The organism is Kordiimonas lacus, from assembly GCF_001550055.1.
Classification (GTDB): Bacteria; Pseudomonadota; Alphaproteobacteria; order Sphingomonadales; family Kordiimonadaceae; genus Kordiimonas; species Kordiimonas lacus.
The window spans coordinates 194,264-206,809 of record NZ_LRUA01000010.1 but is presented as its reverse complement, the minus strand read 5'-3'; the positions used below and the strand labels follow the sequence as shown (position 1 = coordinate 206,809).

The following is a 12,546-nucleotide window of genomic DNA, read 5'->3' as shown; positions in this document are numbered from 1 at the left end:
ATACAAGTGTCCCGAACGTAACCTAGCGTTCGTCGCCAATCTGTTTCAGTTGATCCTGAATTCTACAGGCCATCGGTTGGGAAAAGGCCCCAACCCAGTCTTCAAGCGGTTTGCCGGTGCAAAAGTCACGACCTTCAAAGCCAAAGGCGGCCTCTTCCAGGTCATCCATGTCTTCAGGTGTCAGGTCATACAGGTCGGCGCCCGGGAAGATATCCTTGATGTCTTCAACAATGACATTGCCGAACTGCCGGAAACGACCACCATCGCGGTCCTTGATGCGGCCCTCGATTATGTTGTTGGCGATGGTGGCAAAACTGCCGTTGAAACGGACGTCAATACCGGCCGTGTTGATGATCGTGTTATTGATGATTTCGGTACTGGCGGCGTTATTGAGGTAGATGCCCACATCGTTGGGGCAATTCATGATGATATTACCGCGGATGATCCCTTTGTAATGTTCGATCTTGCAGGACCGCCCCTGGCAATAATTGGGGTTTGTGACGCCGCCGCCACCGAAAGACAGGCCAAGCCGTGCGCCGCCCTTGTGGCGCCATTCACAGATGATCAGGTTGCGTTCAAACAGGCCATGGTCTGAGTTGCCCTTGAGGAATGCTGCATAGCTGATTTTGTTGCCTGCGCCTTTTGCGAAGTCTGCAATGAAATTCTCGCGAATCACCCAGTTACGGCCTCCCACGACGTCAATTGGGGTTACCGGGTTGCCTGTGTTCCGGGGCGTGTTGTTGTAGATGACATTGTCTTCGATCAGAACATTGTCCGGGAAATATTGACGGCCGTCGATGATCTCGCCATTGCCTTTGATGGCAGCATTGAAATCGACAAACTTGACCTTTCGGACTGTGGTGTTATCGGCTTTTCCTGCGATCTGCAGGGCATGTTCGCATCTGCTGTGATTGTCGCAGATGCCGACAAATTCGATGTTTTCGAAAACCCAGTTGGCGCCCCTGATTTTGAAGGCAACAGGGCTGTCGACTTCAATGATCACTTTGCCATTGCCGGACGGTTGCACGAATATTGGCAAGTCTTTGGTGCCGCTGGCTTCCAGCACAACCTGCTTTTTGATGCGGTAGCGACCGGGATAGATGGAAAAAATGTCCCCAGGCCGTGCCTGGTTAAAGTATTTGGCGAAATTATCGTCGGCGATGAGAACGCTATCCGCCCGGGACGGTTGGCTGAACGCCAAGAAAAGAAGGGCAGAAAAGAGGCAGATTGCGCGGTTCACCGAGATCTCCATCACACTGTTAGCCATAAGCAACCGCTACCATAGCCTTGTCATTCGCGCATGACAACGCATGTGCAGCACCCGATCATTATTCCAGGTGTTGATGAAGCCGCGGTGAACGGTACTGGCTTTACCCGATGTGCGGTTTGCCCATCAGTCGCAGGCGGCTGATGCCCCCGTCCGGGAAAATATTGATGCGCACATGGCTGACGGGCCCCAGGTCTGCAGTGGGTTTCATGGGGTGTTCGTCATCCGCGCGCAGGTCCTGTTTGGACAGCAGTTCCGGCCAAAACTGGCTTTCAACCGTCAGGCTTTCATCCGTGCCGCCGGTTACCAGGGCTGCCTGCAATGAAATATGGCTGGGGAAGTTGCCTTTGAAGAAGGCCGTGTCCACCAGGATATCCTCGATGGTGCCAGCGTGCCCCAGCTCAATGATCGCCCAGTCGTTGCCGGGTTCGCGGCGGCGTCGGGTTTCCCAGCCGTCTCCCATATTGATGCCCTTGCCGGGCGCCATGATGTTGGCCAGCACGCCGAAATGCTCATTGTTGGCCACGACAGGACGGCCGCCGTTCTCCAGTGCCGCCAGATCGATGGTCATGCCCGCGTCCGCCTTGCCCCAAACTTTATGCATGATGCCGTATACGCGCAGGCGCGCCACGCCACCGTCGGGGAAGATGTTTAGGCGGAGGTGGGTCCAGGGCTGGTCACTTTCGACCGCAATCAGATGATGGCTGTCGCCATTGAGGTTGGTGGCGGGCACGATTTCCGTCCAGGCAGCATCCTCGCCCGGCACGTCGCCTTCTGCCACGCAGGCGTCAAGGGAAGCCGCGGGCGGGAAGTTGCCGGTGAAGTGGCTGGTGTCGATGTCCACACCGCGGATGATGCCTGCCTGCCCAAGCCGGATGATGGCATGGTCGTGGCCCATGCCGCGCTTGCGGCGGCTTTCCCAGCCGTCCATCCATTTGCCGTTGTCGTCATATTTGCCAGGAATGAACACGGCATCCTCCGGCGAAATGAGGCGGGCTTTGTCGGCAAAGAAATCATCGGTCGCGAAAGTAACCTTGGCGCCGAGACGCGGCTGGGCCAGATTGACGAGTTTGGTGAAATCGGTGCGTGTCATGGGGATACCTTCGAAACTATGTCAGGTCAGCCAGGCGTAGCCGGGCGATCTTGTGAATTTGGTCAAGTGCGGTATCGAACTCCTGCGCCCGGTCGTGGTTCAGGCGGGAACGGAAGGCGGCCAGAATGTCGTAGCGGTCCAGCCCCTTCACCGCGATGATGAAAGGGAAGCCGAATTTAACCTTGTAAGCGCTATTGAGCTGGTTGAATTCATCAAGCTCGTCGGCGCTGCACTGGTCCAGGCCCGCGCCAGCCTGTTCGGACCGGGACTCGGCCGTCAGCTCATCCCTGAGCGCGGCTTTGCCTGCAAGGTCCGGGTGGGCGCAGATCAGCTTCATCTTGGCGGCTTCATCCGCTGCATCAACCACTTTGGCCATGGCGGCGGATAATTCCTCGAGCGTATCAAGGTCACTATGGTCGCAGTTTTTCCATGCGCCTTCAGCCACCCAGGGGCTGTGTTCATAAATGTGCCCATAGGCTGCCATGAAGGTGGCCTTGTCTGCGCGGCTGGCTTTCAGCTTCATGTCAGTCATGTGCCTGTGCCCTCAAACGGGTGCACCTTGCGCCAGTGGCGGGCGATGTCGATCCGGCGGGTGAACCACACATGTTCAAAGCCTTTGGCATATTCAATGAAGCGCTTCAGCGCCTGAAAGCGCCCGGGGCGCCCAACAAGGCGGCAATGCAGCCCCACGGACATCATCTTCGGATGGGTTTCGCCTTCTGCATAAAGCGTGTCGAACGTGTCCTTCAGGTAGGTGAAAAACTGGTCGCCGCAGTTGAAGCCTTGGGCGCTGGCGAAGCGCATATCGTTGGCGTCCAGCGTGTAGGGGATGATCAGTTGCGGTTCGCCCGCTACCTCTTTCCAGAAGGGCAGGTCGTCGGAATAATCGTCGGAATCATACAGGAACCCGCCATATTCGCCCACAAGGCGCGTGGTGTTGGGGCCGGTGCGGCCTGTGTACCAACCATACGGCCGCTCGCCGGTCAGCTCAGCCAAAATCTCGACCGCTTTGGCGATATGCTCGCGCTCGACGTCTTCTGGTACGTCCTGGTAATTGATCCATTTATATCCGTGGCTGCACACTTCGTGCCCGGCGGCAACAATGGCGCGGGCCACGTCCGGATGACGCTTGAGCGCGGTGGCCACGGCAAACACAGTGACCGGGATGTCATAATCGTCAAACAGCTTCAGTAGCCGCCAGACGCCCGCGCGACTGCCGTATTCATAGAGCGATTCCATGCTCATGTGGCGGGCGCCTTCAATGCCTGGTGCGTTGATGATTTCCGACAGGAAAGTCTCTGCGCCCTTGTCGCCGTGCAGGATGCTGTTTTCGCCGCCTTCCTCATAGTTCATCACCATCTGGACGGCGATGCGTGCGCCGCCGGGCCAGGAAGCCTGCGGCACATTCTGACCGTATCCAATAAGGTCACGCGGGTAATCACTCGTGGTCATCTTGCGTCCTCAATCGTTCGCGGTGGCGAAAATCGTGTGCAGGTCCTGCTCGCCCGAGCGGGCCTCAAACACCAGCTGGCTTTCAATCGATGCCAGGTGGTGGATCAGGATATCGCCGGCCTCAGTGGCGTTGCCGCGCTCCATCGCATCCACCAGGCGCTCATGGTCGCCGCCCTTGCAGTTGGGGGCCGCGCCCGTGCGGCCATAAAGCGCGATGATCAGGCTGGTCTGGAACACAAGCTGCTCCAGGAAATTGCACATCAGGTCATTCTTCGAAAGCTGCGACAAAAGAATGTGGAATTTGCCGGTCAGGCGGATCCAGCGGGCGATGTCTGCCGCCTTCAGCGCTTGCTCCTCGTCCGCCAGATGGGCACGCAGCCGCTTGAGGTCATCAGCGGTCGCATTTTCAGTCGCCTTTTCCAGCATGGCGCGCTCCAGCACCATGCGGGCCTCGAATACCTGCCGCGCGTCCTCTGGGCTGGGTGTTGCCACAACCGCGCCCTTGTTCTTCTGAAGCTCGATAATGTTATCGCGCGTCAGCAACAGGAAAGCACGGCGAATGGTGGTGCGGCCCACGCCGAAGATGGAACAAAGCGAATCTTCCGTCAGCTTGGTGCCCGGCGCTAGGCGCTGTTCCAGCACCCGGTCACGAATGGCTTTGCAAACATCCTCTTCGGTAAAGGCTGTGCTCTTTGACATAATTTTGTGATCCATTGTCGGCATAATGGGAACCTGATCAGCCCCAAATTCCCAAGGATTGTCGCGCATTTGGCTAGATTGTCAACAATTTCGTCTTAAAAATGTCGATGATCTACTTTACAAATCCTGATTCTTCGGTCAGGGTTGAGCATGACGAATTTCAACTGAATTTGTGAGGGCATTATGGGACGGCTTACCACCCATGTTCTGGACACCGCGAACGGGTGTCCCGGCGAAGGCATTCATATCAAGCTCTATGCGGTCACAGGCGACAGCATGACGCTTCTTGGGGACGCTGTCACCAATAATGATGGCCGGGTGGACGCGCCGCTTCTGGACGGTGCCGATTTCAAGGCAGGGCAGTATCTGCTAGAATTTAAAGCGGGCGACTATTTCCGCGCGCGCGGCACCGCGCTCAGCGATCCGGCGTTCCTTGACATCGTGCCGATCCGCTTTGGTGTGGCGGACGCCGGTGCGCACTATCATGTGCCGCTCCTGATTTCGCCCTTCGGCTACAGCACCTATCGCGGCAGTTAGGGAGTTTTTGGCCTGATGTATGGAACTGTAAGATTTCTTCTCGACGGTGAGCTGTATGAGCTCGTGAACCCTGATCCCACGGAAACGGTTTTGGGTTTCCTGCGCTATAAGCTGGCGCGGACCGGCACCAAGGAAGGCTGCGCGGAAGGTGACTGCGGCGCCTGCACGGTGGTGATCGGCGAGGTGGTTGATGAGGAAATGCGCTACCGGGCGGTGAACGCCTGCATTCTGTTCCTGCCCACGCTCGACGGCAAGGAACTGATCACGGTTGAAAGCCTGAAGGCGAAGGACGGCACGCTCCATCCGGTGCAGCAGGCGATTGTGGATACCCACGGCTCCCAGTGCGGCTTCTGCACGCCGGGGTTCGTGATGAGCCTTTATGCCATGTATGAAGACGGCGGCCCGGCCACGCGGGAGCGGCTCAATGACACGCTCGCCGGCAACCTGTGCCGCTGTACGGGCTATGGCCCGCTGGTGGAAGCCGGGATGCGGGCGCAGGAAGCGCGCGTGCCGGTGGACCATATGGCGCTCAAGGACAAGATCGAAAGCCTCATTGCCCTCAAGCGCCACGAAACGCTGGAACTGACAGCCAAGGACCCGGTCTCAGGGGGTGAGAAGAAATATTTCGCACCCGTAACGATGGATGCGCTGGCCGACTTGGTGGAGGCCTATCCCGACGCCACGATCCTGGCAGGCGGCACGGATGTCGGCCTGTGGGTCACCAAGATGCATAAGGAACTTTCCGTCGTGATCTATACCGGCGCGGTGGCCGCGCTGAAAGAGACTCGCGAGTCTGGCGAGTCGGTTGAGATCGGCGCGGGCGTCAGCGTGTCTGACGGCATGGCGCTGCTGGGGAAATACTATCCGGACATGGGGGAGCTGTATCGCCGCTTCGCCAGCGTCCAGATCAGGAACAGCGGCACCATCGGTGGCAATATCGCAAACGGCTCGCCGATCGGCGACAGCCCGCCGGCGCTGATCGCAGTGGGCGCCCAACTCGTGCTCAGGAAAGGCGCTGCCGAGCGCACCATGCCGCTTGAGGACTATTTCATCGAGTACGGCAAACAGGACCGCGCACCGGGCGAATTTGTAGCCCGGATCATTGTGCCGAAACCGGTAGAGAATCAGCGATTCAGGACCTACAAGATTTCAAAGCGGTTCGATCAGGACATCTCCGCGGTGTGCGGGGCCTTTGGCCTGACCATTGTGGACGGTATTGTTGAGGATGCGCGTATCGCCTTTGGCGGCATGGCCGCGACCCCGAAGCGTGCAACGGCAGCGGAAACCGCGCTTGTGGGCAAGGAATGGACGGCTGAGGCCGTTGAGGCCGCGATGGAGGCGATGACGCAGGACTATGCGCCGATCTCCGATATGCGGGCGAGCGCGGACTACCGCATGCAGGTGGCGCAGAACCTGTTGATGAAAGCCTTTGTGGAGACGACTGAGCAAACCGATACCCGGCTTGTTGGTGATAAGGAGCTGGCTCATGTCTGATCAGCTCTCTGAAATCAAGGGCGCGGTGCATAAGGAACTTCGGCACGACAGCGCGCACAAGCATGTTTCGGGCGAAGCCATCTATATCGATGACCTGCCCGAGCCGAAGGACCTGCTGCATCTCTATGTGGCGATGTCTGAGAAAGCCCATGCGCGCATCATGGCGATGGATCTGGACAAAGTGCGGGCGGCCAAGGGTGTTGTGTGCGTGTTAACGGCCCAGGATATTCCTGGCCATAATGACGTCAGCCCGTTCGCGGGCGACGATCCGCTGTTCGCCGAGGGGCTTGTCGAATATATCGGCCAGCCGATTTTTGCGGTGGCGGCCACCAGTGTCGAGCTTGCCCGCGCGGCGGCCAAGCTGGCGGACGTAACCTATGAAGAACTGCCCGCCTACACGACCATTGACGAGGCACTTGAAGCCGAAAGCGCCATTGAACCCATGCAGACCATGGGGCAGGGCGACGCGGCATCGGCGCTCGCGTCCGCGCCCAAGCGCCTGCAGGGCAGCTTCCGGATCGGCGGGCAGGACCATTTCTATCTTGAAGGCCAGATTGCTTTCGCCACACCCCTTGAGGACGGCGATGTGCATGTCTATTCCAGTACCCAGCACCCGTCGGAGGTACAGCATCTGGTGGCGCACGTGCTGGGGCGGCCAACCAATGCGGTTACGGTTGAGGTGCGGCGCATGGGCGGCGGCTTCGGCGGCAAGGAAACCCACCCGGCCATGTTTGCGGCGATGGCGTCACTGGTGGCTGTGAAGACCGGGCGGCCCGCGAAACTGAGGCTCGACCGCGACGACGATATGATCATGACCGGCAAGCGCCATGATTTCAAATATGACTATGACGTCGGCTTTGACGACGACGGCAACATCCTGGGCATCGAGATCACCATGGCGTCGCGCTGCGGCCGGTCGACCGACCTGTCGCCCGCCATCAACGACCGCGCCATGTTCCATGCCGACAATTGCTATTTCCTGGGCGACAGCACCATCAAGTCACACCGCTGCAAGACCCATACGGTCTCCAACACCGCCTTCCGGGGCTTTGGTGGGCCGCAGGGCATGATCGGGGTCGAGTATGTCATCGACGACATCGCTCGCACGCTGGGCAAGGACCCGAACGAGGTGCGGCAGGCGAACCTTTACGGCGAAGGCCGGGACACCACGCCTTACGGCATGACGGTGGAGGATAATATCGCCGCTGAGCTGATCACAAAGCTTGAGGACAGCGCCAACTATCAGGCGCGCCGCGCTGCGATCCGGGATTTCAACGCCAAAAGCCCGGTGCTCAGAAAAGGCATCGCGCTGACGCCGGTGAAGTTCGGCATCAGCTTTACCACCACCCACCTCAACCAGGCGGGCGCGCTGGTGCATGTCTATGCCGACGGCAGTGTGCATCTGAACCATGGCGGTACGGAGATGGGCCAGGGCCTGTTCGTCAAGGTTGCCCAGGTGGTGGCCGAAGAATTCCAGATCGATGTGGACAAGATCAAGATCACCGCCACAACGACGGCGAAGGTCCCGAACACGTCTGCGACGGCGGCCTCAAGTGGGTCTGACCTCAACGGCATGGCGGCCTTGGATGCCGCGCGCAAGATCAAGGCGCGCTTGATCGATTTCGCGGCTGAAAAATACGGCTGCCCGACCGACCGTGTCAGCTTCCGCAATAACAAGGTGTATGTAGAAAACAATGAGCTGGCGTTTGAGGAGTTGACGAAAGAGGCCTACCTGAACCGGGTGTCGCTTTCGGCCACCGGTTTCTACAAGACACCCAAGATCCATTATGACCGCGCCACGCACAAGGGCCGGCCCTTCTTCTATTTCTGCTATGGCGCCGCGGTATCCGAGGTGACCATCGACACGCTCACCGGCGAATATAAGGTCGATAGGGTCGACATCCTTCATGACACGGGGCGGTCGCTCAATCCCGCCATCGACAAGGGCCAGATTGAAGGCGGCTTCATCCAGGGCATGGGCTGGCTGACGACAGAGGAACTGGTATTTGACGGGCAAGGCAACCTGAAGACCCACGCGCCCAGTACCTACAAGATCCCGGCCTGCAGCGACCGGCCCGAGGTGATGAATATTGACCTCTATGCCGAAGGCCGCAATGTCGAGGCCACGATCCACCGGTCCAAGGCGGTGGGCGAGCCGCCGTTTATGCTGGCGAACAGCGTGTTCCTGGCGATCCGCGATGCGGTGGCCTCTGTGGCGGACAATAAGGTTTCGCCCCAACTGAATGCGCCGGCCACACCGGAAGAGGTGCTGAAGGCCATTGGGCAGATGCGGGGGTAAGCTGGTGTCTGGTGAGTTTGGCGTCCTGATTTTGATTGAAGAGACCAAAGGGTCGGCCCCGCGTGAAGCGGGGACCACCATGTGGGTGGATGCGCGCGGCATCCAGGGCACCATTGGGGGCGGCAATCTGGAATATCTGGCAATCGAGCAGGCGCACAAGCTGCTGGCTGATGACACCCTCACGGAAGTGACCCAAAATTACGCGCTCGGGCCGCTCCTGGAGCAGTGCTGCGGCGGCAGCGTTGTCCTGAAGCTTAGCAAGAAGCCGCTCGCGGAGCGCATGGCCTTGATGGCCGACCACCGGACGCTCGCGCCGCTTTACATGTTCGGGGCCGGGCATGTGGGCAAGGCCGTGATGGCGGCCATTCACAAGCTGCCCTTTCGAGTCACATGGGTGGACGCACGCGCGCACGAGTTCCCAAGCTTTGTCCCAAAGCACGCTGAGACGGTGACAGACCGCGACCCGCTAGAAGTGGTGGAAAGCGCGCCTGCGGGCAGCCTGTTCCTCATCTTCACCCACAGCCACCAGCTGGATTATGCCATCACGGCGGCGGTGCTGAAGCGCGGTGATGCGCGCTACTGTGGGCTGATCGGCTCCAAGACCAAACGCGCGCGGTTTGAAAACCGTATGCTGAAGGAGCGGGTGATCACGGAAGCGGATCTGCCGAAACTGACCTGCCCCATCGGGGTTGAGGGCGTCACCGGCAAGGAACCCGAAATCATCGCCGTCGCCGTCGCCGCGCAGCTGTTGCAGCAGCTTTAGGCAAAGGCCCCCTTGGGCGGTGCCTGCCCGAACCTTCCGTCCGCCTTCATGGCTTCATCGAGGAAATCGATGAAGGCGCGCACGCGCGGGGGCACGTATTTCTCATAGGGGTACAGGGCGGCGATATAGGCGTCCTGCGGCATATGATCGGCCAGCACGATCTTCAGCCTGCCGGCTTTCACCTCGTCTGCCACCTCGAAATAGGTCTTGAACACCAGCCCCGCGCCCTGTAGCGCCCATTCCTTCAGCGCCTCGCCATTGTTGCTATCGAGCGTGCCTTCCACGCCTACGTCATAATCTTCGCCCTTCCCGTCCTTGAAGCGCCAGCGGAACTGGCGGGAGCCGGGAAAGCGCAAGAGGAGGCAGTTATGGTCCACCAGGTCCCGCGGGGTTTCGGGGACGCCGCGGCGCGCCAGATAGTCGGGAGACGCGAAGATATAGCGCGGGCAGGGGCTTAAGATGCGCGCCTTGAGGCTGCTGTCCTTGAGGGGCCCGATGCGGACGCTCACGTCCATGCCGTCCCCGAACACATCCACAAGCGCGTCGGTCATGCGGTACTGCAGGCTGACATCCGGATAGCGGCTCGAAAACGCGGGGATCATGGGTGCCAGGAACTGGCGCCCGAAGCTGGTGGAGCTGGTGAGCCGGAGGATGCCCGAGGGCATCGTGTCATGCTCACTCACCCGCGCTTCGGCGTCTGCCACCCGCCTGCGGATATCCAGGCAGTCGTCATAGTACCGCCGCCCGGCTTCGGTGACGGTGACCTTTCGCGTGGTGCGATTGAACAGCCTGACACCCAGGTGCGACTCGAGTCGGGCGATTCGGCTGGACACCAGCGCCGGCGACATTCGAAGCGTCCGCCCGGCACCCGAGAAGCTGCCCTGTTCCACCACGCGGATGAAAACCGCCATATCATCAAACACGCTCATACTAGGCCACAAACCCACAAAGAGCATCGGCATCGTTGGAGCAGAAAAGTACCGAATTCGAGGGAAAGAGCGCAGGTGATGCAGGGACATCAGCGAGCATCTTGATCGAAGAAGTCGGCCTTTTCTGCCCACCCCTACGGGCCGCACACAGCTTCCCGTCAGACCGCGTCGAAAACTCTTGAAATAACCCATTATTCTGCATCGTTTTCTCCTAACTGACGGAAAGCTGTATGCGGCGCTGCTCGATTCTATTTGTAGGTTGTGGCCTATAATTATCAAAATATTTTTGAAAATCCTACAGAAATTACGTGATTATTCAGGATGATCAGGTGGTGTATGATGCGCGCTGCCAGATTGGCGTTTCATTCTGATTTGGCGAACCCCCAAGTGCGCGAGGAGGCAGGACATGCAGCATGCAGACATCACCGTTACGGCGACTGTTTCCCCCGACTTTGCGGATATACTGGGCTCCGATGCCCTCAGCTTTGTCGCTGAAGTAGAGCGTAAGTTCGGCGCGCGGCGACGGGAGCTGATGGCGGCTCGAGAGGCGGTCCAGAAAAAGCTCGACGGTGGAGACCTCCCCCTTTTCCTCCCCGAGACAGCTGATATCCGTCGCCAAAATTGGAAAGTCCGTCCTGCCCCCTCGCCACTCCTGAAGCGCGCCGTTGAGATCACGGGCCCCGTTGACCGCAAGATGGTGATCAACGCCCTGAATTCTGGCGCCGACTGTTTTATGGCTGATTTCGAGGACAGCTCCACCCCCACCTGGGAGAATATGATCCAGGGGCAGGTCAACCTGCGGGATGCCGCCCATGGCACCATTTCCTATGTGAACCCGGCAAACGGCAAAGCCTATGCGCTGAACGCGGACCATGCGGTCCTTTTGGTGCGCCCACGCGGCCTGCATATGGTGGAAAAGCATGTGCTGGTGGGTGGCAGGCCGGTATCTGCCGGTTTCTTCGATTTTGCGCTGTTCCTTTGGCACAACGCCGAGGCGCTGTTGAAAAAAGGCGACGGGCCATACTTCTATCTGCCCAAGATGGAACACTATCTTGAGGCCCGCCTGTGGGAAGAGGTGATTGCCTTTGCCGAGGACCATATGGGTCTGAAGCGCGGTACCGTGCGCGTGACGGTGCTGATTGAAACCATCACTGCCGCTTTCCAGATGGACGAGATCCTCTATGAACTCAGGGACCATATCGTGGGCCTGAATTGCGGGCGCTGGGACTATATCTTCAATTTCATCAAACGCTTCGCCCGGCGGCCTGACTTCGTGCTGCCGGACCGGGGCGCGGTGGGCATGGACCAGCATTTCCTAAAGTCCTACAGCCAGCTTCTGATCCAGACCTGCCACAAGCGCGGGGCACACGCCATGGGCGGTATGGCGGCGCAGATCCCGATCAAAACGGACGAGGCTTTGAACGCCGCCGCTGTCGCCAAAGTGCGCACTGATAAGGAGCGGGAGGCGTTGAGCGGCCATGACGGCACCTGGGTGGCGCACCCGGGGCTGATCCCGGTCGCGCGCGAGGTGTTTGACGCGGTCATGCCGGGCCAGAACCAGCTTTCGAACCTGCGCGAGGATGTATCCGTGACGGCGGAAGACCTGCTGACGCTGCCCAAGGGCGCCATCACCGAAGCGGGCGTGCGCAGCAATATCAATGTGGGCTTGCTCTATATCGCGGCGTGGCTTTCGGGCATGGGTTGCGTGCCGATCCATAACCTGATGGAAGATGCTGCGACGGCGGAGATTTCCCGCACCCAACTGTGGCAGTGGCGCACGCATGGTGCCAAGCTGTCTGATGGCCGCACCATTGATGACGCGCTCCTCGGTGCCATGATCGATGAGGAAGTCACCAAGCTTGAAGGCGAGACGTTCATCGGCAGGGATTATCTGGCAGACGCGGTGGCGCTGTTTACCTGCCTTGTGATGGATGACGAGCTTGAAGAGTTTCTGACCCGCCCGGCCTATGAGCTGGTGATGGATTATGAATTTGCAGACGCGGCATAAGACTT

The 12,546-nt window shown here is 59.3% G+C and carries 11 protein-coding genes; 5 read left to right on the top strand and 6 right to left on the bottom strand.

The features are described 5' to 3' along the window. Positions 1–22: 22 nt before the first annotated feature. The 5 genes from KORLAC_RS15840 to KORLAC_RS15820 form a co-directional block, all read right to left on the bottom strand. Entirely contained in the window at positions 23–1,267 is a 1,245-nt protein-coding gene (locus KORLAC_RS15840) for a right-handed parallel beta-helix repeat-containing protein (RefSeq protein ID WP_139167399.1), read from the bottom strand. Between the two features lie 103 nt (positions 1,268–1,370). After that, a complete protein-coding gene (gene alc / locus KORLAC_RS15835) occupies positions 1,371–2,360 on the bottom strand; it encodes an allantoicase (protein ID WP_068308313.1) in 990 nt (329 codons plus the stop codon). Between the two features lie 16 nt (positions 2,361–2,376). Next, entirely contained in the window at positions 2,377–2,892 is a 516-nt protein-coding gene (gene uraD, locus KORLAC_RS15830; protein ID WP_068308310.1) for a 2-oxo-4-hydroxy-4-carboxy-5-ureidoimidazoline decarboxylase, read from the bottom strand. Continuing rightward, positions 2,889–3,812 (bottom strand): allantoinase PuuE, encoded by a 924-nt coding sequence (gene puuE / locus KORLAC_RS15825; RefSeq protein ID WP_068308307.1) that lies wholly within the window; start codon positions 3,810–3,812, stop codon positions 2,889–2,891. The genes uraD and puuE overlap by 4 nt, the downstream gene beginning before the upstream one ends. Positions 3,813–3,821: 9 nt before the next feature. After that, positions 3,822–4,511 carry a GntR family transcriptional regulator gene (locus KORLAC_RS15820; RefSeq protein WP_160328654.1) on the bottom strand — a complete coding sequence of 230 codons (690 nt, stop codon included), beginning with the start codon at positions 4,509–4,511 and terminating at the stop codon, positions 3,822–3,824. Positions 4,512–4,694: 183 nt separating this feature from the next. Here KORLAC_RS15820 and uraH point away from each other — a divergent pair, with 183 nt between their 5' ends. From uraH to xdhC, 4 genes are read left to right on the top strand one after another with little or no spacing between them, the layout of a single operon-like run. Continuing rightward, complete coding sequence (gene uraH, locus KORLAC_RS15815) at positions 4,695–5,048, top strand: hydroxyisourate hydrolase (RefSeq protein ID WP_068308301.1); 354 nt, start codon at positions 4,695–4,697, stop codon at positions 5,046–5,048. Positions 5,049–5,063: 15 nt separating this feature from the next. After that, entirely contained in the window at positions 5,064–6,542 is a 1,479-nt protein-coding gene (xdhA, locus tag KORLAC_RS15810) for a xanthine dehydrogenase small subunit (RefSeq protein WP_068308299.1), read from the top strand. Further along, on the top strand, positions 6,535–8,841 hold the full coding sequence (gene xdhB / locus KORLAC_RS15805; RefSeq protein WP_068308296.1) for a xanthine dehydrogenase molybdopterin binding subunit: 2,307 nt from the start codon (positions 6,535–6,537) through the stop codon (positions 8,839–8,841). Before xdhA ends, xdhB begins: the two co-directional genes overlap by 8 nt. Before the next feature lie 4 nt (positions 8,842–8,845). After that, complete coding sequence (xdhC, locus tag KORLAC_RS15800) at positions 8,846–9,604, top strand: xanthine dehydrogenase accessory protein XdhC (protein ID WP_206594991.1); 759 nt, start codon at positions 8,846–8,848, stop codon at positions 9,602–9,604. Here xdhC and KORLAC_RS15795 read toward each other — a convergent pair. Next, a complete protein-coding gene (locus KORLAC_RS15795) occupies positions 9,601–10,533 on the bottom strand; it encodes a LysR family transcriptional regulator (RefSeq protein WP_068308290.1) in 933 nt (310 codons plus the stop codon). The genes xdhC and KORLAC_RS15795 overlap by 4 nt on opposite strands. Before the next feature lie 406 nt (positions 10,534–10,939). On the opposite strand from KORLAC_RS15795, the gene aceB reads away from it, so the two are divergent. Further along, positions 10,940–12,541, top strand: a complete 1,602-nt coding sequence (gene aceB, locus KORLAC_RS15790) for a malate synthase A (protein ID WP_068308287.1) — start codon at positions 10,940–10,942, stop codon at positions 12,539–12,541. The last annotated feature ends 5 nt before the right edge of the window (positions 12,542–12,546 follow it).